The sequence below is a fragment of the Flavobacterium resistens genome (genome assembly GCF_900182645.1).
Lineage (GTDB): Bacteria > Bacteroidota > Bacteroidia > Flavobacteriales > Flavobacteriaceae > Flavobacterium > Flavobacterium resistens.
On record NZ_FXTA01000003.1, the window covers coordinates 480,883 to 504,054 of the forward strand.

Annotated in this window: 14 protein-coding genes; all 14 read right to left on the reverse strand. The window is 35.1% G+C overall.

Translation table 11 applies throughout. From position 1 onward, the window contains the following. Positions 1-69: 69 nt before the first annotated feature. Entirely contained in the window at positions 70-2,001 is a 1,932-nt protein-coding gene (locus tag FN795_RS13420; protein ID WP_208743579.1) for a RagB/SusD family nutrient uptake outer membrane protein, read from the reverse strand. Positions 2,002-2,012: 11 nt separating this feature from the next. Next, positions 2,013-5,039 carry a SusC/RagA family TonB-linked outer membrane protein gene (locus FN795_RS13425; RefSeq protein WP_317131763.1) on the reverse strand — a complete coding sequence of 1,009 codons (3,027 nt, stop codon included), beginning with the start codon at positions 5,037-5,039 and terminating at the stop codon, positions 2,013-2,015. 610 nt (positions 5,040-5,649) lie between these two features. Further along, positions 5,650-6,624, reverse strand: coding sequence for an aldose epimerase family protein (locus tag FN795_RS13430; protein ID WP_142451070.1), 975 nt, complete (start codon positions 6,622-6,624; stop codon positions 5,650-5,652). Positions 6,625-6,650: 26 nt separating this feature from the next. Beyond that, positions 6,651-7,307 (reverse strand): fructose-6-phosphate aldolase, encoded by a 657-nt coding sequence (fsa, locus tag FN795_RS13435; protein ID WP_142451071.1) that lies wholly within the window; start codon positions 7,305-7,307, stop codon positions 6,651-6,653. A 360-nt stretch (positions 7,308-7,667) separates the two neighbouring features. Beyond that, a complete protein-coding gene (gene xylA, locus FN795_RS13440; protein ID WP_142451072.1) occupies positions 7,668-8,993 on the reverse strand; it encodes a xylose isomerase in 1,326 nt (441 codons plus the stop codon). A gap of 8 nt (positions 8,994-9,001) precedes the next feature. Further along, positions 9,002-10,483, reverse strand: a complete 1,482-nt coding sequence (locus FN795_RS13445; protein WP_142451073.1) for a xylulokinase — start codon at positions 10,481-10,483, stop codon at positions 9,002-9,004. Between the two features lie 2 nt (positions 10,484-10,485). Continuing rightward, the gene (locus FN795_RS13450; protein ID WP_142451074.1) at positions 10,486-11,493 is read right to left on the reverse strand and encodes a GntR family transcriptional regulator; all 1,008 of its coding nucleotides are present in this window, start codon (positions 11,491-11,493) and stop codon (positions 10,486-10,488) included. 522 nt (positions 11,494-12,015) lie between these two features. Continuing rightward, on the reverse strand, positions 12,016-13,041 hold the full coding sequence (locus FN795_RS13455) for a glycoside hydrolase family 43 protein (RefSeq protein ID WP_142451075.1): 1,026 nt from the start codon (positions 13,039-13,041) through the stop codon (positions 12,016-12,018). Between the two features lie 30 nt (positions 13,042-13,071). After that, positions 13,072-14,505: an MFS transporter gene (locus FN795_RS13460; protein WP_142451076.1), complete on the reverse strand. Its 1,434-nt coding sequence runs from the start codon at positions 14,503-14,505 to the stop codon at positions 13,072-13,074. A 222-nt stretch (positions 14,506-14,727) separates the two neighbouring features. Further along, on the reverse strand, positions 14,728-15,837 hold the full coding sequence (locus FN795_RS13465) for an endo-1,4-beta-xylanase (protein ID WP_142451077.1): 1,110 nt from the start codon (positions 15,835-15,837) through the stop codon (positions 14,728-14,730). A gap of 172 nt (positions 15,838-16,009) precedes the next feature. Beyond that, positions 16,010-18,616, reverse strand: coding sequence for a glycosyl hydrolase 115 family protein (locus tag FN795_RS13470; RefSeq protein WP_142451078.1), 2,607 nt, complete (start codon positions 18,614-18,616; stop codon positions 16,010-16,012). 97 nt (positions 18,617-18,713) lie between these two features. Further along, positions 18,714-19,877: a mannonate dehydratase gene (gene uxuA / locus FN795_RS13475; protein WP_142451302.1), complete on the reverse strand. Its 1,164-nt coding sequence runs from the start codon at positions 19,875-19,877 to the stop codon at positions 18,714-18,716. Positions 19,878-19,994: 117 nt separating this feature from the next. Beyond that, complete coding sequence (locus tag FN795_RS13480) at positions 19,995-20,732, reverse strand: SDR family NAD(P)-dependent oxidoreductase (protein WP_142451079.1); 738 nt, start codon at positions 20,730-20,732, stop codon at positions 19,995-19,997. A 16-nt stretch (positions 20,733-20,748) separates the two neighbouring features. Further along, positions 20,749-22,902 carry an alpha-glucuronidase family glycosyl hydrolase gene (locus FN795_RS13485; RefSeq protein WP_142451080.1) on the reverse strand — a complete coding sequence of 718 codons (2,154 nt, stop codon included), beginning with the start codon at positions 22,900-22,902 and terminating at the stop codon, positions 20,749-20,751. Positions 22,903-23,172: the final 270 nt, after the last annotated feature.

A 23,172-nucleotide genomic window follows, 5' to 3' on the forward strand; every position in this document is an offset into this window, starting at 1 on the left:
AACCTTATCTAACTTAATTGCTGCTTTACTTGTCTTATCATTTGATTTCGGAAAAATCAGGATTCATTCCTAATAACCAGGATTTTGATATGCTGCTTTTTCTTCATTAGTCATAATCATTGCATCAAATTGAACCTGAGGAATTGGACGTAAATAATGGTACGGCTTAATATCTCTAGCAACTGTAAGTGGCGTGTGATTTCCATAAGCTGGACCGCAAATCTGGTATGAACTTGAAAGTTCTGTCCATTTTTGAGTACGAAGCAAATCATACCAACGGTATCCTTCACCAAAGTATTCACGAGAACGTTCTGCCAGGATATAATTGATATCAATAACTGCTGGCGTTGCTGCGGTCATTGCCGCACTGTTATCAGCAGATTTTGCTACATTTCCATTGTTATCAAATCTCCATTTTCCAGCACGAGCACGTAAAACATTTACTAGTTCTCTCGCACTTTTTCCACCTTGAGGAGCTGCTCCCATAACATTTGCTTCAGCAGCAATTAAATATAATTCTGACAATTTTGCAATATTATAAGGACGTGTGCTAGCTCCATTTGGAGAACCAAGTCCAGTTCCGTTGTCTGTTCTGTACGTTCCTAATTTCCATAAACCTGGATATATAATTCTGCTTATTCCGCTTGGAGCAATAACAAAATCAGATCTTCCTGCTAAAACTCCTGCACCAACAGCTCCTCCTTCAGGACCATTTCCTGCTGCATAAACAATAGCTGGATTTTCAGCATTTAAGAAGGAAAGAATTGCTCCTCCCGGAGCAACTGGCAATCCGTTTGCATTATTTAAAGTTGGTGTTGTGATACCCGCTTTATTCCAGTTTCCACGATATACTGTAGTAAATGTTCCATCGTAACGAGAATCGTTTGTTTTATCAGCAAATGTATTTGCAATTGCGCCAATAGTTGGACACATACGAATAAATGGACGTCCTAAATGCTGTTCTGCTTCACGTTGTACTGAACTCACACCTGAACTTCTGATAACGGTATAATTTGGCGTCATCATCCAAACAGCAAAGTTTTCTGGAGCATTACCGTTTGAAAACGTAAGACTGCTGGCATTATAAAATTCGCTTTTCTCCGTATGATCAGCATACAATAAAATTTCGCTGTTACGGTCGTTGCTTCCTAAATTTACGTCATAATAAGTTGGTTGCAATGCAAATGCGCCATGGCTGTCAATACCTGCTGCTGCTACATCATAAGCTTTCTGGAAATACCACGCCGCATCATGTCCATCTGGATCAACACGAGTTGTTTCAGGATAAGTTGGAATATTATTTGGATTTTTCAACCACCATGCATATGTCAAATACGCTTTAGCCAAATAAAGTCTTGCAGCTGTTTTAGTTACTCCACCTTTTACTCTACCTGCATCTGGTAAATCATTTACGGCTGTTACTAAATCAGGAAAAATAGCTTTAGTGTAAACTTGCGGTACTGTATTTCTAACAGAAAATCTTGACGGGCTTGTATTAAATTTCAATTCTCCTGCACCCAAATCTAATGGCACTCCACCAAAAGTCTGAACTAACAAGAAATAATCAAATGCACGAAAGAATCTAGCCTCAGCAATCATTGCATTTGAAACAGTTCCAATTGCTGTAGCATTTTCGATAATTCCACTCGCTGTATTAATGTTGATGAATGCCGGTTGCCACAAAGCATCAGCACGGCTTGACGAAGGCGTAATTGATCCTACGCCAGAAAGATCCATATCTTTAAAATTAGCATCGGCACTTTGTGCATAAGTCGCTTCATCCGTTCCGGTTTCTGTCGTATTGTAGTAATAACCTTGTCCGTAGATATAGCGTAAATGTGCATACATTGATGTCAATCCTCCAACTACCCCTTTTTCGGTTTTAAAATATTCGGGAGTATAAATACTGCGAGGTTCTTCTTCTAAAACATTAGAACATGCTCCTAGGAACAGCGTTAACATTGCTGTTGCCATAAAAGTTTTTATTTGTATAGGTTTCATTGTTATCTTTTTTAAAATGTTAAATTAAGGCCAAGCAAAAAGGTACGAGTTGAAGGAGTATTTGTTCCTAATGTCAGTAAACGTCTTTTGTAGAAATCAGTTACTGCTGCATTTTCGTTACCGTATGAGTTGGTTTCAGGATCCATACCAGTTTCTCTGTGGTAAGGTGATGAAATTACGAATGGGTTCTGCACTGTGCAGTACAAACGAAATCTATCAACTCCTAAATCCTTAATGAATTTTTCAGTAATATTATAACCAAGAGTGATTGTACGGATTTTAACATAAGAAGCATCAAAGTATCCTAAAGTAGATCCATATTTTGGATTGTCATTACTTGAAATTCCTCCAGGTCTTGGATATTTTGCATCAGTGTTTTCTGGTGTCCAATAATCTACATCCACATTTCCTCTACGACCGCTCAACATATTCAAATAACCTGTTGAAGAATACAGTGTACTGATCAAAACACCTCCGCTTTGGAAAGCTCCTACTACACTAAGATCTAAATTTTTATAGGCTACACGAGAATTGAAACCTCCAAGAAAATCAGGATTTACATCTATGATTTGTCTGTCTGCAGGTCCAATTTGTCTTGTTGGCGAACCATCTGCATTAAAATCTCCCGTATATTTTACTTTAATCATACCTACGTTTCCTCCTGGCTCGTATTTAGTAAGATTTGCATCTCCTTGTTGCCAAAGCCCTACTTTCTCATAATCAAAGATTACATCAATTGGATGCCCTACAAACCACCAGTTGTTTTCATCTCTTGTTTGTCCTGAAGATAATGCTACTAGTTTGTTTTTATTAGAATAGAAGTTAACGCCAACATCCCAAGACCAACCATTTGGATTGTCGAATATTGCTCCGTTAAGCGTAAATTCATAACCTTTATTTTGAGTTTGTCCAATATTTGCAGTGTAACTTCCCACACCTGCTGTTGGAGGCAAACCAACACTTAAAAGAATATCTTTTGTATCTGTAACATAATATTCAAATGTACCTGTTAATCTATTTTTGAAAAAACCAAAATCAACACCGTAGTTCATTGTAGTCGAATATTCCCAGCCTAAATCAGGATTTGGCAATGTTGAAACATAATAACCTGTTGCATTTGTCTCTCCAAAATTATATGGTCTTGAAGCCAAACTTCCTAATGTAGAATAAGGTGCAACTGCCTGATTAGAAGTTTCTCCATAACCTACACGCAATTTTAATTGTTCAAGCCAATTAACATTCTGCATAAATGCTTCATTTTTTACATTCCATCCAGCAGAAACCGCAGGATAAGTATGCCATTGATGTCCTTTAGCAAGTCTTGAAGAAGCATCAGAACGAACTGTCGCTGTAAGCATATAGCGATTGTCATAAGAATACATAGCACGCGCCATGTAAGAAACCAATCCGCTTTGTTGATAATCCTGATTGTCTGGATTAACTGAAATTTCACCTGCCGCTCTTCCTAAATTGTAAAACTGAAAAGCATCTGAAGGAATATCTCTGGCAGAAATCTGTGATTTGTTATATGTGGTTTGTTCTGCTGAATACATAGCAACTGCATTCACTTGATGTTTTCCAAAAGTACGATCGTATGTAAGCAAGTTTTGAATCGTCCAGTTGGTATTAAGAGTGTTTGTAACAGAAGCCGTAGAAACTGTTGTTGGGTTAATGTTAAATACTCCTTCTCCTGTATATTGACCTCCATTAGTAGTACGGAAATTACCGCCTAAATCGAGATGATATTTTAAACCTTCTACGCCTGGTATTTTTACTTCAGCATATAAAGTATTGTACGAACTGTAAGCTTTTGTCTGATCGATCCATTTATCTCCCAAATTTTCTATAACATCTCTTGTATATACCCAGTTTTCATCTATTGGCATCTTAACGGTTCTTTTCAAAGAACCATCTGCATTGTACGGATTAGCAATTGAAGTCGTACTTAAAGTATTGTACAAACTCAAATTTGCACCGTTTGAAATAGAATAATTATTATTAGTCGTAAAACCAACTTTAAAGTACTGTCCTATCGCCTGATCTACAGCTGCTCTCAATGTTATACGGCTGTAATCCTGCCCTGGCACTACTGCTTCTTCTTTGTAATAACTTGTTCCAAAATTATAGTTTCCGTTTTCAGTACCGCCCGAAACACCAACATCATGATTGGTTACCAAACCTGCGCCATACATCAAATCCTGCCAATCTGTATTTATATTATCAGCTTCGTCTACACCATTTGTATAAAGCGGAGTAGTTGTTCCTGGAAGTGTAGCCGCTTTACGCAAAGCAACAAATTCAGGTCCGTTCATCATTGGGAATTTAGCAAAAATGGTTTTCAAACCACTATATGTATTGTATGAAAATTTAGCTCTTTGCCCTTTTAATCCTTTATTCGTTGATATTAAAATAACACCATTTGCTCCTCTTGATCCATAGATAGCAGTTGCCGAAGCATCTTTTAAGATATCAATACTTTTAATATTATCTGGACTGATATCACCAATTGATCCTGCAAATGGCACTCCATCTAATACAACAAGTGGATTATTATCTGCCGTTAACGAACGTGTACCTCTAATACGAATTTGCATCTCAGCACCTGGTTTCGAAGAAGTTTGATTCATTTGTACACCCGCTAAACGGCCCTGTAAAGCCTGTGTAACGTTTGCCGCTGGTACTTCACGAATTACGTCTCCTTTTATAGAAGACACAGATCCTGTTACGGCTTCTTTTCGTTGCGTACCATATCCTATCACAACAACTTCCTGCAGATTATTTTGATTTTCTTCTAAAACTGCATTTATTTTATTTTTTCCTGCAACAGGAATTTCTTTATCCTTTAAACCTAAAAAACTGAATACTAAAACTCCATTTGAAGGAACATTAGCTATAGAATAATTTCCGTCAAAACCTGTAGCAACACTGTTTTTAGTGCCTTTAACAGTTACATTAGCTCCTGGAATTGGTCCATTTGCATCAGAAACAACTCCCGATACTGTAGTCTGAGCGGTGGCGCCCACAGAAAACAGAAACATAAGGGATAAAAACCCCAGACATTTCAGGAGCTTTTTTTTGCTTTTCATTGTAAAAAAGTCAGTCATAAAAATTGATTTAGATAATTAATATATGGTTTGAGTTAGTTGAAAGTTTTAAGCAGAATTTTATGTTTTTTACAAGATCAAAAAACATATCATTTTGCATTTCTTTAACAAATATAAATAAAAATTCAAATCACACAACCGGTTGTGTATTATTTTTTTATTTATTCCAAAAATAATTATCACTTAAATTAAATACTGAATAATTTTGATGCCAAATAATTAAACGATTAACAACAAAACTTCTTTTTTAACAAAACATTCAAGTCTATATTTATTGATTTTAAAAAATAACTAATAATTCTACAAAACTCAATAAAATTAAGATTTACAGCATTTTAACATCAGTAAAATCAGATAAAAATAAGTGTAGTTTAAACAATTAAAAAACGTAATCTCAAACGATTATTCATTACCCGGAAATGATTCCGAATCAAGTTTTTATTTTGTCTAAAAAAAGAATCGATTCTAACACAATCGCTTGCATAAAACAATAAAAAAAGCCTCTTTTGAAAAAAGAAGCTTTAGAATTTTATTTGGATGTAATTTATTTAAAAGTAAATGCAAAAATCATTTCATTTAGATAGTTTTCGCCTGCTCTCAAAATTGAATCCGGAAAGTGTTTTTTATTTGGAGCATCTGGAAAATTTTGCGGTTCAAAACAAATTGCAGGAAACTTTTCATATTGATCATTATTTGAAAAAGGCAAAACCGGAAATTCCTTTGGCGTATAAACAACCATTGCAGGCTGATTGGAAAAAATATCCATATTGATGCCACTTTCTGCAGAAGATAAAGATGCTTTCAACTGATTTTCGTTAAATACAAAAGTATCATCATAACCTTTAAAATCTTCTCTTCTGATTTTAGCTTTTTCATTTCTATCAAAATCAGTTCCTTCCGATTTATTCAATTTTCCTGTGGGAAGTAATTGCGAGTCAACATCTAAATGAAAATCACTGTTGATTTGAAGTTCGTGATCTAAAACAGATCCTTTTCCGTTTAAATTAAAATAAACATGGCTTGTCAAATTTACAGGAGTTGACAAATCAGTATTTGCAGTATAAGTTATTTTGACTTCGTTTTCTGGAGTCAACTCAAATCGTGCTTCGACATTTAAATTTCCTGGATAACCTTCTTCATTATTTTTGCTCAGATAAGATAAGACAACAAAATCGTCAGCCACTTCTTTTACTGACCAGAATTTTTTAAAAAAACCGTTTTCACCTCCATGCAGATGAACACCATCTTGATTTTCTATCTTATAAACAATATCATCAATCTCAAATTCACCGCCAGAAATTCTGCCCGCGTATCGTCCAATACTTGAACCTAAAAAAAGCTTTACATTTGAATAAGGCGCTTCAAGATAATCAGAAGCATTTTTCAAACCTGCTGCAACGTCATAGATTTCACCTTTTGAATTTTTAACTTTTAACCCAATAACTGTTGCACCGAAATTAGAAATTGTCATTTCTAATGCCGATTTGTTTTTGATCGTAATTACTTCTAATTTTTCCATTTTGATGCTCAACAGATTTTAAAATCTTATAAATTCATTTTTTTAGCATCTTCTATAAATTGGTTCAAACCAATATCAGTAAGAGGATGTTTCAACAAACCTTTAATGGCCGACAATGGCCCAGTCATAACATCAGAACCTACTTTGGCACAATTGATTACGTGCATTGTGTGGCGTACAGAAGCCGAAAGAATTTGTGTATTGAAAGCATAATTATCATAAATTTCTCTGATTTCGGCAATAAGATGCATTCCGTCAGTAGAGATATCATCCAATCTTCCTAAAAATGGAGACACATAAGTCGCACCCGCTTTTGCTGCTAAAAGCGCTTGTCCAGCAGAGAATACCAAAGTCACATTCGTTCTAATTCCTTTATCCGAAAAATATTTGCAGGCTTTAATTCCGTCAGCAATCATTGGCAATTTCACCACAATCTGCGGATGCAAAGCCGCAAGTTCCTCACCTTCTTTAATCATTCCGTCAAAATCTGTCGAAATTACTTCTGCCGAAACATCGCCGTCAACGATATTACAGATATCCAGATAATGCTTTAAAATATTGGCTTTTCCAGTAATTCCTTCTTTTGCCATTAACGACGGATTTGTTGTTACGCCATCTAAAACGCCTAATGCCTGCGCTTCTTTTATATCATTTAAATTTGCTGTGTCAATAAAAAATTTCATTGATTTTTGGTTTTTATGTTAATAGAGATTTCATATTTTCAATTCATTACAAAATGAATCTCAAATAAAGATGAAATGGTTTTTATGTTTTAATTTGAAATAAAAAGCAAAAGAAATTGCTTTAAAAAGACGGCAGAAAACTATCTTTTTGAGTACAGAATTAATATACGGCCGTCAACGCTTCAACATCCAACGGCCATACTTACTAATTAATAAATTTTTCTCTGGCGCATCAACTAACCTTCAAATATGCACCAGAGAAGAAAAACTACAAAAAACAATCTTCATTTCGATTTTGTAACCTCACACAAAACCGAAAATTATTTTATGCAAAAACTGTATTTACAGTTTGTCAATCAATTAAATATATTGATTAATAATATTTTCAAACAATTCTTGTTTACCACTTTGAAGATTTAATTCTCCATTTTCATGAGCGATAGTATAAAGATCTTTCAGATTTAATTTTCCTTCAGCAAAATCTTTCCCTTTTCCAGAATCAAAAGAGCTGTATCTTTCCGTTCTTAATTTCTCGTAAGGAGAAGAAGTGATGATTTTATCTGCAGTCAGTAAAGCTCTTGCAAAAGTATCAGCTCCGCCAATGTGCGCTAAGAAAACATCTTCTAAGTCTGTAGAATTTCTTCTGATTTTAGCATCAAAGTTAACTCCACCACCTTGCAATCCGCCAGCTTTTAAGAAAACCAACATTGCCTCTGTTGTCTCTTGAATGTTATTTGGAAACTGATCTGTATCCCATCCGTTTTGGTAATCTCCTCTGTTTGCATCTATGCTTCCTAACATTCCAGCTTTTGCCGCAACTTCTAATTCATGTTGGAAAGTATGTTGTGCCAATGTAGCGTGGTTTACTTCGATATTGATTTTGAAATCTTTATCTAAACCATAATTTTTTAAGAATCCAATCGCAGTTGCCGAGTCAAAATCGTATTGGTGTTTAGATGGCTCCATTGGTTTTGGCTCGATGAAGAAAGTTCCTTTAAAACCTTGTGCTCTTGCATAATCTCTAGACATTGTAAGGAATTGGGCCATATGGTCTAATTCTCTTCCCATATCTGTGTTTAGTAAAGACATATAGCCTTCTCTACCGCCCCAAAATACATAGTTTTCTCCACCTAAAGCGATTGTTGCGTCAAGCGCTAATTTTACTTGTCCACCAGCTCTTGCTACTACATTAAAATCTGGATTTGTAGCTGCTCCGTTCATGAATCTTGGGTTTGAGAAACAGTTTGAAGTTCCCCAAAGCAATTTAATTCCAGATTCTGCTTTTTTCTGTTTTAAGTAATCCGTAATAAAAGCCAAACGTTTTTCTGATTCTGCAAAAGTTGGTCCTTCCGCAATCAAATCGTAATCGTGGAAACAGAAATAATCGAATCCCATTTTGCTGATAAATTCAAAAGCAGCATCTGCCTTATCTTTTGCAGCTTGATATGGATCCGATGAAACATCCCAAGCAAATTGCTGCGTTCCTGGTCCGAATGGATCGCTACCTTGTCCGCAGAAAGTATGCCAGTAAGCGATTGCAAATTTAAAGTGTTCACGCATTGTTTTTCCAGCTACAATTTGATCTGGATTGTAATATTTAAATGCCAACGGATTATCAGATTCCTTTCCTTCAAATTTAATTTGGCCAATACCTTTGTAGTATTCTTTATCTCCTAAAACTATCATTTTATCTCTTATTTAGTTGTTAATATTAATTCTAATTCTTGTTTCCATTTTTTATAAGCCGTTTCATAAGGCTCTTTGTTGTGAAGTGGTAAAAACGTCATTACGTGATCGTTGTCGCTTACATTCGCACCAAACTTGCTGTAATCTCCATCTTTTAAACCAACCGCTCTCGCCGCTCCAACTGCTCCTGTTGTATTGTAAATTTCAATTTCGTGACCAATTAAAGTCGCAACAGTATTCGAGAAAATCTCCGAACGGAAAAGATTATCATTTCCGGCTCTAATCACATTAATTGTCGCATTATCCTCTTTTAAACATTCCATTCCGTACACAAACGAAAAAGCAATTCCTTCAAGAGAAGCTCTAAACAAATGTGCACTGTTATGAATATTCAAATTCAGATTTAAGAAATGCGTTCCGATGTTTTTATTATTGAACATGCGTTCTGCACCATTTCCAAACGGAATTACAACAACGCCTTCCGATCCAACCTCAACGTTTGAAGCTTTTTCGTTCATTGCCTCGTAACTTTCGTTGCCCATATTATTACGAAGCCATCTGTACTGAATTCCGGCTCCGTTAATATTCAAAAGTTTACCAACTCTCGGCGTTTCTAATTCGTAGTTTACGTGAACAAAATTGTTTACTCTCGTGCTTTTTCCAGATGACATTTCGCTTACTGCATAAAATACTCCCGAAGTTCCGCCCGTTGCCGCCACTTCGCCCGGATTCAAAACATTTAATGACAAAGCATTATTGGCCTGATCTCCGGCTCTGTACACAATCGGAATTCCTGCTGGAAGCCCAGATTCTTTTGAAGCTTTTTCAGTAACAACTCCCTGATTCGTAAAATTCTCTACAATTTTTGGAGTCAACGATTGATCGATTCCGTAATAATCCAAAAGCCAATCGGCTACTTTATTTTCTTTGTAATCCCAAAGCATTCCTTCAGACAAACCGTTTTTGGTAGTCGTTACTTCGCCTGTTAATTTCAAAGCGATGTAATCTCCCGGAAGCATGTATTTAGCAATTTTATTGTAAACTTCAGGTTCATTTTCTTTAACCCATTTTAATTTCGAAGCTGTGAAATTCCCCGGTGAATTCAATAAATGTGACATGCATTTTTCTTCTCCGATTTCGGCGAAAGCCTTATTTCCAATTTCAACCGCACGGCTGTCACACCAAATAATAGAATTTCGAAGTGCATTTCCAGCTGCATCCACAATCACCAATCCATGCATTTGGTACGAAATACCAATTCCCTGAATTTTCGATGCGTCTATATTAGCTTCACGAATTACTCTTTTAGTCGCTGTACAAATGTGTTGCCACCAAATTTCAGGATCCTGCTCCGCCCAATCCGGGTGAATCGAAAGAATTTCCATTTCGTTTTGCGGTTCATTCAAAACGATTACTTTTTTTCCCGTTTCAACTTCTACCAAGGCTGCCTTGACAGAAGAACTTCCAATATCATATCCGATATAATACATACTTACAATGATTCTCTTATTATTAATTTTGTCGGCACATAACACTGAGTATCTTCTTCATGCGTAATAAATGCCGCTGCTTTGGTTCCAATATCTTTAAAATCAGTTGATACAACCGAAATTCCTTTGTATATAAATTTCTTCATCGGGGTTTCATTGTAGGATAAAAATCCGACATCTTTTCCCGGTTCAAAATCTTTGTCTTTGCACTGCTCTAAAAAGTGTCCCAAAATCCTGTCGCTTACACTGATATAAGCCATTCCTTTCTCAATATTGAACTTTTTTGGATCTGTAATCACTTCATATTCAAAATTGAAATCAGCACAGAATTTCTTAAAAAACTCAACCGTTTCTTTTGGGTGATTTGTAAAGTCCGGATACACAAATTGTATCTTTTTATACTTTTTAAACAATTCAACCGCTTCTGTCAAAGACTCATAAAATGCTTTCCCGAAATCCTGAAAAACATAATTATTCGTTTTCTCAGCATGAATATTCCAATCAATCAAAAGCAATTTATCTTTCGAAATTGCCGACAAAGCCGGAGCAATTTCTTGGTGATCAAAATTCATCACCACATATTTGTAATACCTCCCAATTCCGTTATTAATGATCGTTTTAAAAACATCAATATTATAATGATGAAACTGCACATCCGTAATCACATTATCCGGAAGATTGTTCACAAATGAATGATACAAAACCTCTTTATAAGCCTTAAACGTATCTAAAACCAAAAGCACTTTTCTGGTTTCACCCGCCACATAATAGCCTTTATTGGGCACAGATTCAATCGTATTCTGATCTTTCAAAATCGAATACGCCTTGAAAACCGTATCTCTCGAAAGCTGATATGTTTTGCAAATCACATTCACTGATGGAAGCAAATCTCCCTTTTGTAAAATATTCTCCGCAATAGCATTTGTAATTCCGTCAACCAACTGTTGGTATTTCGGAATATCACTTTCGTGATTAATTATAAACTCAAATTTTTCTTCTTCTTTTAGCATACCGTTCTGTTCCGTTCTGTTATGCTAAAGTAGCTAAAAATCTTTTATAAAAAATTATTTTTTATATTAAAATTGTTAATTTTTAATATGTTATGCTTACTAATTTGGGCGTGTTTCGCCGCGGCGAACCGGGCTATCTGTTGCAAGTCCTCGTCTCGTCAAAAGACGAGATGGACTTTTCACTTCTATCCCTCACTCAAAACGTTTTCAAAAGAAATTTACTGAACTATTCACCGCATCATTTGTCATTTCGATTGAGAGAACCAAAATGACAAACTGAACGGAAAACGTTGTCTACAAATGATTCTTTTCTGATCTAAAAATATTGGCAGACGCATCATCTTTTCTTTGACAATTTATCCTATTGAAATCAACTACATTTTTTTGAACAACCGGTTGTGGTTTCAGGAAATTTTTTTTACATGCCATTATACTAACCATAGAAAAGGTTAATACTATAATTTTTAAACCAGCTGTTCTTAAGTCAATCATCTTCAGAATTAATTTTGAAAATTGTCTTGTTTAATCTTCTTTATTATAAGGATCAATTGTTACAATCGAACCATCTTCATTATATTCAATTCTAGTCACTTTTATGGATCTCAAATGTGTAACTCCTTTCGACAAACTCGAATCGTGATAAAACAAATACCATTCATTTTCAATTTCGCAAATAGAATGATGCGAAGTCCAACCCACAACTGGATTCAAAATACGTCCTTTGTAAACAAACGGCCCGTACGGATTGTCACCAATTGCATAACAAATAAAATGCGTATCGCCTGTTGAATACGAGAAATAATATTTTCCATTGTATTTATGAACCCATGAGGCTTCAAAAAAACGACGATCATTATCTCCGGCCAATAAAGGTTTTCCGTTTTCATCCAGGATTTTTATCTCTTTTGGATCTTCAGCAAACTCTTTCATATCATCAGAAAGCTGAGCCACAATTGGACCTAATGCTTCTTCATTTGCTAATGGCTCTTCATTCGATTTATCATATATATTGTTTCGGTATTTTTGAAGTTGACCTCCCCAAATTCCACCAAAATAAATATAAAACTTCCCATCATTATCCTCAAAAACTGCCGGATCAATAGTGTAACTTCCTTTTATAGCATTTGGTTCTGACTTAAATGGCCCAGTTGGAGAATCACTTATTGCAACACCAATCTGAAAAATTCCGTCTGCTCGCTTTGCCGGAAAATACAAATAATACTTGCCATTTTTACAAGCAGCATCTGGCGCCCACATTTGTCGAACAGCCCAGGGAACATCATCAACATGTAAAGCTACACCATGATCTACTGCTTCTGCATCAACATTTTCCATTGAAATAACATGGTAATCTTCCATTCCGAAATGATCTCCATTATCATTAAATGGAATTCCCGCATCAATATCATGCGATGGATAAATATATATTTTGCCGTTAAAAACGTGTGCCGATGGATCAGCGGTATAAATATGATTAACTAAGGGATTTGAAATTGCACGCTTATCTAACGCAGCAAAGTCAATGTTTTCAATGCTATCTTCAGGCATATTCTCTTTTTTTAAATTTTCTTTAATACATTAAACTCTTCTTTCTTTTAAATCTGATTCAATTTGCACTTCCATTTTCTTGTCGATTTTGTAGAAAAACAATAATCCAACGCCAATAAGGAAAGGAATAGCTGGAAAAATACTAACCAACAGTTTTATTCCGTTTATAGCTATATCAGTCTGTTGTGCAGCATTTGGCACGTAATTAAAATATCCTAATAATGAAGTAGTCAAAGCGCCACCAATACTCAAACCTGCTTTTAATCCAACCATCATGGCTGAAAAAATGATTGCTGTTGCACGGCGGTTGTTCAGCCATTCTGAATAATCGGCAACATCGGCGATCATTGCCCAAAGAATCGGAATTGTGATTCCGTAGAAAAATCCATGCAAAATTTGAGAGAAAAACATGAAGCTGATTGATGTGGATGGAAAGAAATAAAAAGCGAGGATAAAAAGCGTTGAAATAAATAAAAACAACCCGAATATATTACGCTTTCCGTGTTTATCTGCAAGGCTTTTAGACAAAGTAATCCCAACTATCATAAAGATAATTCCGCCAGCATTAAACAATCCAAATCCAGCTGAAACAGGATCACTCCCAAAATAATTCAACCCAATATTCGACAACGTATCTAAAATAGGCTGAATAAAAACCGCTAATTGTTCTTTATCAACGTAGTTTTCAAAATAATATACATATGATCCGCCTTTCATTGCCAATGTAATAAAAACCAAAGTAGTAAGTGAAAGCATGATGATCCATGGTCTGTTTTTTACCAAATCGCTTAAATCTTCTTTTACACTTGATTTTTGTTCCGGCTTTGGAATAATTCTTTCTTTTGTTGTCAAAAAAGTGATTAAAAGCATAATCGTTCCAATAATCGCTAAAACCGTCATTACTTTTTCAATACCAATTGCCTTATCCCCGTTTCCGGCGCTTTTGATAATTCCGAGCATAAATACCTGAACAAAAAACTGCGCAAACATAACTGCCACAAAACGGTAAGATGACATACTGTTTCGCTCGCCCATATCGCCTGTAATTACACCACTTAAGGCTGAATAAGGCAAATTATTTCCTGCATAGAAAAGCAATAATAAACTATAAGTTACGACTGCATAAATCACTTTTCCCTGATAAGAGAAATTTGGAGTTGTAAATGCCAACAATGCAATTACCCCCAATGGTACTGCTGTCCACAGAATCCAAGGTCTGAATTTCCCCCATTTCGTACTTGTTCTATCTGCGAGTACACCAATAATTGGGTTAAAAATAAAAGCGGCAATCAAACCGACAACCAACATAATTATAGAAGAATGTGCAGGCGACAATCCGTAAATATCGGTATAAAAATACGCCAGATAAGTCATCAAGGTCTGAAAAACTAAATTTGCAGCAAGATCACCTAAGCTATATCCAATTTTTTCTTTTATGGATAGTTTTTGTGAGTTAAAATTCATTATTGGTTTGTGGTTATTTTGGTTAATTTTTACAATCAATTCTTATAAAAAATCGATCATTTCAGTTAGCTCTTATACTGATTTCAAAAGCTTTTCACTTAAGCAATCGGTTGTGTAAATTTAGTAAAAAAAATATACCATCCAAATTTACTTTGTTTAATTGCATTATTTTCAGAAAAACAGTCTGTTAGCATTCTCTATAAATAGAATTCGCATTCTTTTTTATTCTTTTTTTGCTTTAAGCTGAAGAATACTATCGTAAGCTTTTTTATGTTTCAATTGAGCGTCAAACGGCAATGGATAATTTGTTCTACCTTTTATAGGCCAGTCGTTTAACCAAGATTGTCCGTCGTGAACACCCCAAAAAGTAACTCTGCTTATTTTGTCTTTATGCTTTAAAAACAGTTTAAAAATAGAAGCATATCGCTCTGCCAATTTATTCTGAATCGAATCTGGCAATGCTTTTGGATATGGATTCATTTTTTCACTTCCTTCAAAGTTCTGATTTACATCAGCACCTTTTAAATCCCATGGATTTGGCAAAACCGTAATATCCAATTCTGTAAATGCTACCTTAATTCCTAAAGCCGAATATTCCAAAATACTTTTTTCAATTTCTTCTATTGACGGACTTGCTAATCGCCAATGCCCCTGAATTCCAACTCCATCAACTTTTCCACCTGCAGCTTTTATTTTTTTGATTAAAGCAATAGCTCCGGCTCTTTTTGCTGGGTCTTCAATATTATAATCGTTGTAATATAAATCTACTTTGGGATCTGCTTTTGCTGCAAGTTTGAAAGCATCAACTAAATATTGCTCTCCAAGCGTATTCAAAAATACTGACTTTCTTAAAGTTCCATCTTCGTTTAAAGCTTCATTTACAACATCCCATGAACCAATTCTTCCTTTGTATTTAGAAACTATTGTTGTGATATGGTCTTTCATAAAAGCTTTCATTTCTGTACTGTCTTTTATTTTTTCCATCCAAGGAGCTAATTGGCTATGCCAAATCAAAGTATGGCCATGAATAAACATTTTGTTTTTTTCGCCGTATGCCACATATTTGTCCGCCAAAGTAAAATTGTACTTATCCTTTTGCGGATGCACAAACATTGATTTCATAATATTTTCTGCTGTAATTGCATTAAACTCTTTTTTGATCAATGAATCTTCTTTTGTATTTTTTCCCTGAATTTGGTCTGCGCTTAAAGCCGTACCGATATAAAAATCGTTTTTATAAGCGTCTTTTAACGACAGTGTTTCTTTTTTTGAAGAACAGCTTACCATCAGCAACGTTGCGACGGCAAACACGTAAGGGTTAATAAATTTCATATTTTGTGGTTTTAATAGTTAATAGTTTTTTCTTTTTTAGACTTACTTCGCTTTGTTTTGTCATTTCGACGGAGGAGAAATCACACTCGAGATTCGACAAAGATTGGCGACATTCTGTGCAGAGTTTCGAGTGTGATTCCTCGTTCCTCGGAATGACAAATAATACGGATAATTAATTTTTTCTAAAACTCTCCGGCGGTCCTAAATACGACTCCAAAACTTTTCCTTCTTCTGTTTCAATTACGATTTTCTGAAGCACCAAAGCCGGATCTATCGCGTAAATTTTCAAAACATGATTCCCGGAATTTTCAATTTGATGGTCCGATGTTATTATTTTAATATTATTTGCAACCGACTGTGCCCAATTTTTCTCTGAAGAATCTGCATTGAGGTTCATAATTTGTGGTTTTTCCGAATCAAAAGCAATTCCGTATTTTAATCCATCACCCATTTTAAAATTAATTGTTGGCGAAAAATAAGCACTTACTTTTATCTTTCCCTTGCTGAAAAAATGAACATTGTATTCTAATCTTGGTGATTGTTCTGAAATTTCAATCGGCTGAACATTGGAAGGTTTTATTGTTATCCCAGAATCTGTTTTTCCAAGATTTGGGATAACAGTCCATTTTACTGCATCCGAATTTATTGCTTTTGAATAATTTTTAGCTTCAATAGAAATATAACCGTTGTCCTCAACGAAACCACGAGCATGACTTAAATCTCTATTTTTTTTAATTGATGTTTCCTCCTTTGGGGAATCCTTTACAGAAATTTTCGCTTCGCCTTTATTTGAAACCTCAATTGTTTTTGTTTTCGGAATCACATTTTTATCTGGCTGTTGCCAATTTGTATAACCAATATGCGTCTGCGACATCATATGATTCCATTTCCCATTCGCTACTTTGGTATGAAAATAATTCGTCAACAGACTATCTTTTTCAAATAATGATTTTACTTTTTCAGCATAATCATTTGCCGAAACTCTTCCCTGTTCTACGTATAAATGATTTTTAGCCGTCGCGACATACAATTCATTCAAATTTGCACTAGCCAAAACTGGAAACAAAATCAGCTGATAATAAGCATCTTTATAATCAGACTTCAATTTCTCGTTTATCAAATTGGCTTTTTTTACCAATTTCTGATAATCTACTAAAACTCTTTCTGCTTCATTATAATTAGTGATGCTATATGTTTTCTCATCCAACAATTCAGGTTTTCTGCGTGCATTGTATTTGGTGTACAATTTTAAAACCTCAGCAATTTCTCCTGCAAACTGATTTCCAAAATTCTCTTTTGCCCAATTCACATAATAATCTTGTAAATTTCCGGCATTGAACTTTTCAGGATTCCATGCCATATCAAGGAAAAACTCAATCGGAAATTCCATCGGTTTTATGTCGCCAACATTTACAATCCAGATTTTATCAACGCCGTGTTGATACGCTAAATCCATTTGTTCCCAAGTGCGCTCGATTTGGTTGGTGTTGATCCATTTATAATTTCGCGGACCGCCAACGTAATCATAATGATAATAAATTCCGTAACCGCCTTTTCTTGGTTTTGCATTCAGTTCCGGAAGTTTGCGGATATTTCCCCAATTATCATCACACAATAAAAGTGTTACGTCATCGGGCACCGTCATTCCTTTGTCGTAATAATCCTGAACTTCTTTATAGAGCGCCCACATTTGAGGCGTTTGCTCAATCGGTTTTTGGGTTATTTCTGCAATAATATTTCTTTGCGTTTTTACGATATTTTCCAAAAGTCCAATTGCAGTTCCTTGAGTCATAGGTTCGTCGCCATCGCCTCGCATTCCGATTGTCACAATGGTTTCTTTATTTCCCATTCTTTTAATTCCGTCTTTCCAGAAATTAATCAAGGTTTCTGAATTGGTATTAAAATCCCATTTCCCTTTTTCTTTTCCCCATTCAGCATGCGCTCGCGTTAACGGTTCGTGATGCGAAGTTCCCATCACAATTCCGTATTCATCAGCCAAAACTGCATTCTGAGGATCATCCACATAAAACATTCTCCCCCACATTGCTGGCCATAAATAATTGCCTTTCATTCGCAGAATCAATTCAAAAACATTGTCATAAAATTTCGAATTGAATCCACCGAATTTTTCAAAAGCCCAGCCCGTTAATGCCGGCGCTTCATCATTAATAAAAATACCGCGATACTTTACTTTTGGTTCTCCCTGCGAATGAATTCCAGGCAAAACATGCAATTCTGATTGTTTTTTAACCGGAACATCTGCCCAAAAATACCAAGGTGAAACGCCAATTTGGCTAGACAAATCGTAAATTCCGTAAATCGTTCCTCTTTTGTCTGAACCAGCAATTACCAAGGCTTTTTTGATTCCTTTAAACGGATTTTCAACAATTTGCGTAGTAAATTTTTCCCATTTTCCCTGAAGCTGATTCGCATCAATTTTTCCGTCTTTGGCTAATTGATTGATAATTTCGCTTTTTCCTAAAGTCCCAATTATGACTACAAAATCTTCGGCATCAGAAATATTTTTAATTCTTTTCGAATGCAAATCTGAAACTTTAAAAATATCATTTTCTAAATGTTCCGCAACTTTCAAAACGCCTGAAAAATCAGTTGAACTTACTAAAATTGAAGCCGTTTTTCCTTTCGAAACCAAAGGAAAATTTTTAGCAGAAGCCTGATTTACTATATATTTCTCTGGATTTATGGCATATGATTTTGTGCTTAATCCGATAAGGAAAAGCGATAAAATGATATAACAAGTTTTAATTTTTAAACACATAGAATCATAGTTTTTTAGCTCTTTCAACTTTTTTCGTTCAGTTTTGTCATTCAATATCTAACAGGTTTTAGAAACCAGTTAGGATGCATAATTTTAATTACAAATTCAATTTATAAGCAATTCCCATTTCCAAACCTCTCAACTCAGCAAGGCCTTTCAATCTTCCTGTTAAGGAATAACCAGGATATGTCTCTGTTTTTTCATCAACTGCATGCAGAAATCCGTGATCAGGGCGAACTGGGAGACTTGTTTTAGTTTTGTTCATTAGAAGTAATAATTTCTCTACAATCGCTTCCATTTTAACATCGCCATTTAAATGTTCTGATTCTCTGAAAATAGTTTCGCTTTCGCGGATGGTATTTCGAAGATGCAAAAAGTGAATTCGGTCACCATAATCATCAATTATTTTTTCCAGATTATTTTTTGGATCAGCACTTAATGAACCCGTACAATAACACAATCCGTTTACTGTTGAAGGAACCTCATCAAAAATGGCTTTCAAATCAGCTTCTGTAGAAACAATTCTTGGAAGACCTAAAACCGAAAATGGCGGATCATCTGGATGAATCGCTAATTTTTGCCCATTTTTCTCAGCAATCGGAGTAACTTCTGATAAAAAATAAATAAGGTTTTCTCTTAGTTTTTGATTATCGATATCGGCATAATTTTCTAAAAGTGCCAAAATCTGTTCGGCCGTAAAATTGATTTTACTTCCTGGTAATCCTAATAAAACATTTTTAAACAATAACGCTTTTTCATCTTCAGACAATTGATTTCCAAATTGCAACGCTTTTTCTTTTTCAGCATCTGAATAATCATTTTCTGAATTCGGTCTTTTCAAAAGAAATACATCAAAATAAGTAAATGCATCCTGATTGTAGAGTAAAGCTTTACTTTCATCAGCGTTTATAAAATTATGATTGGTTCTTACCCAATCCAGAATTGGCATGAAATTATAAGTAATGATTTTGATTCCGCATTCTGCCAGATTCTTTAAACTGATTTTATAATTTTCAATGTATTGAAGATAATTTCCCGAAGCACGTTTTATTTCTTCATGAACCGGAAGACTTTCCACAACTGCCCATTCCAGACCTGCATTTTTTATGATTTGCTGTCTTTCTTTAATCTCACTGATTGTCCAAATTTCTCCAACTGGAATATGATGTAAAGCTGTAACAATTCCGGTTGCTCCAGCTTGTTTGATATCTAATAAAGTAACGTTGTCCTGAGGTCCAAACCAACGCATTGTTTGTTGCATTTTTGTCATACTGACTATTTTTTATTTAATCTCGCAAAGTCGCAGAGTCGCAAAGCTCCTTTTTTTTAAGCTTTTTTAAATAAACTTTGCGCCTTTGCGAGAAATTTTCAACACTTATTAAAACCCAATACTATTCCCGCCATCAACTGGCAAAATAGTTCCGGTTGTATATTTTGATTCGCTTAAAGCGAAATAATAAACCGCATCAGCAATGTCCGAAGGTTCTCCTAAAAAGCCCATTGGTGTTCTTCCTAATACTTTATTTTTTCTTTCTGGATCGCTGTCCAAAGCTTTAGCAGACATCTTCGTTTTGATAAAACCAGGAGCAACGCAATTAACACGAATCCCGAATGGAGCCAATTCTACCGCCATAGCACGCGTCATCGATTCAATCGCACCTTTGCTGGCCGAATAAGCAATTACTTTTGGAATTCCGTATTGCGATGCCATCGAGCTGATGTTTACAATACTTCCTGCGCCGTTTTCTTTCATATTTTTTACGACCGCTTTACTTACTGCAAAAACACTTAAAAGATTGGTGTGAATTATGGATAAAAAATCTTCATCAGTTACGTCTAAAAATTCCTTTTTTAGATTGATTCCAGCATTGTTCACCAAAATATCAATCGGATTATCTTTCGATATACCTTCAATCATAGCAGGAATTCCGGCCAAATCATTCAAATCGAAGATTACCGGAATAGCATTTTCGCCAATTTCCTTGCAGGCTTCTTCTGTTTTTTCTTTTGATCTTCCTATTATGTAAGTTGTGATTCCGTTATCACAAAGTTTTTTTGCTGTCGCAAATCCTAAACCCGAATTTCCTCCGGTTACAATTGCCGATTTTTTATTCATAATTTTTAAAATATATTTATCCATTTCCCGGTGCAAAAGGGAATTTTAATGATTTAAAATAGTCTAATGTTTGTGTTGGTTTTTCTACTCCCGCCGGAAGTTCTTTTCCTGAAAACTGCTGAAAATACAACAAACACGCATCGCGCCACCATTTTGCTTCTTTGTTCTGAATTTCTAACAACATTCCGACTTCATTAAAGCGTTCGCTGTCGATATATTTTTCGGTTTTCTTCCAGACATCCTGCATAGCTGCAACCTGATTTACGCCTTCTTGATATTTAAGCGCCAAACCATTCCAAAGTGTCTGACCGTTTTTCAATTTATAATCCCATGAAACGTGATGAAACCATAAAAGATCTTTTTCTGGACAGGTTTCTAAATTATCAAAAAGTTTTTCAACTTCAGACGCGTATTGCGAAGTAGCATTTGTACCCGATTTTGATCGGTCAAAACCAATTCCGTTTTTGTCTGCTTTATGATAATACGTCGGATTCCATTCTGGTCTTGACAAATTCGAAACCCAAGGTCCCGGCCCATAATGATGTCCTGTGTCCATAATGTGATGCAATCCAAGAGGTGTCATATAATTGACAACCGCTTCACGTGATTCCATCATCATATTTTTAATCGGTTTGATAAAGTTTTCATCATTTGAAAAAGTACACCTCAACCATTCATCAGCAATAATTTCTGAATCTAAATACGGATTCCATGCCAATCTTCCGAAGCCATACCAATTGGCTTGTGCAAAAGGATGTCCTGTCCAGTTTAAATCGTTCCCGATATTAGCAACACCAGCAATTCCGGTTAGTTTGTTTTGATATAAAGTGCCGTCAACGACTTTAGCAACAGTTGAACCTTTTCCTTTTTGAAATGTATCAGATTGTAAAACTTCCTGAAATAATTTAGGCAGAAAAACCAAATGCGTACTAAAACCCAAATATTCCTGCGTAATTTGAAATTCCATCATTAACGGCGTTTTCGGCATCGCTCCAAATAATGGGTGAAAAGGTTCTCTAGGCTGAAAATCAATAGCTCCGTTTTTGACCTGAACAATTACATTTTCTTTGAATTTTCCATCATACGGTTGAAATTCGGCGTAAGCTTGTTTGGCGCGATCGTTTGCATCATGTTCAGAATACACAAACGCTCGCCACATAATTACACCTCCAAAAGGCGCAACTGCATCGGCAAGCATATTGGCTCCGTCGACATGATCTCTACCATAATTTTGCGGGCCCGGCTGACCTTCTGAATTGGCTTTTACTAAAAAACCACCAAAATCCGGAATTCGTTTATAGATTTCGGCCGACTTGTTTTTCCACCAATTAATCACTTCAGGATCTTTTGGATCGGCAGTTTTTAGGTTTCCAATTTCGATTGGTGCCGAAAATCTTGCCGTTAAATACACTTTTATTCCGTAAGGTCTGAAAACATTCGCTAAAGCCTCAACTTTCTCTAAATATTGCGGAGTCAAGATTAAAGCGTTTGCATTAACATTGGTCAAAACCGTTCCGTTGATTCCAACTGAAGCATTTGCTCTCGCGTAATCAATATAACGCTGATCAATAAAATCAGGCAGTTTTTGCCAGTTCCAAAGTGAAAATCCGGCGTAACCTCTTTCGACCGTTCTATCTAAATTATCCCAATGATTCAGAATTCTGATATTTGTTTTTGGAGAATCGGCAATGTTTAAATTTTTAACCGATTTATTAGTTTGCAATATTCTCAGGAAATTAAAAACTCCGTATAAAACAGCAACATCGTTTTTTCCGGTAATAATGATTTGTTTTTTATTTTGAATGGAAACCGATTTGATGATAAAACCTTCATTATTTATTTTATCAAAATCAGCACTGACTGTCTTTTTTATTTCAGGATTTAATGAAGATTCAGCGCCTACAATGAGATTATTTTCTTCTTTTAATTCTGATTTTATTTCGGGAACATTTCCCAACATGCCCAAAAATGCTGTTTTAAGTTCTTTCTTGGCAACTTTAATCGTTTCGGAGTTTCCTAAAACAACAATTCCTTTAAGATTGCTTTTATATTCTGAAGCCATTGCAGAATTGTTCACAGCATTATATTGAAGCCACAATTTATAATCCTTTTGTGCCGAAGTGGAAAAGGAAATCAGAAGAAAAAGGAAAACAAATCTTAATGAAATCATTTTGGTTTTTAATTTATTCTTTAAAATTTCAATTTTGAATGAATCAGTGTTTTTCGTCTGTATAAAAATATTTGATAAAATTTTAATTCAAAAAATACATTATTCGAAATAAAACAACAATTGCAATCGGTTGCGTAAAAATATAAGATTGCTACTGAAGAAAAAAACTTTTGCTTCATTTTTTTTCAAAAAATAATTTCTTTAACAAATAAAAGCAGGATAATTTGAAAAACTATCCTGCACTTTCTTTACTTATTTAGATATCATTTT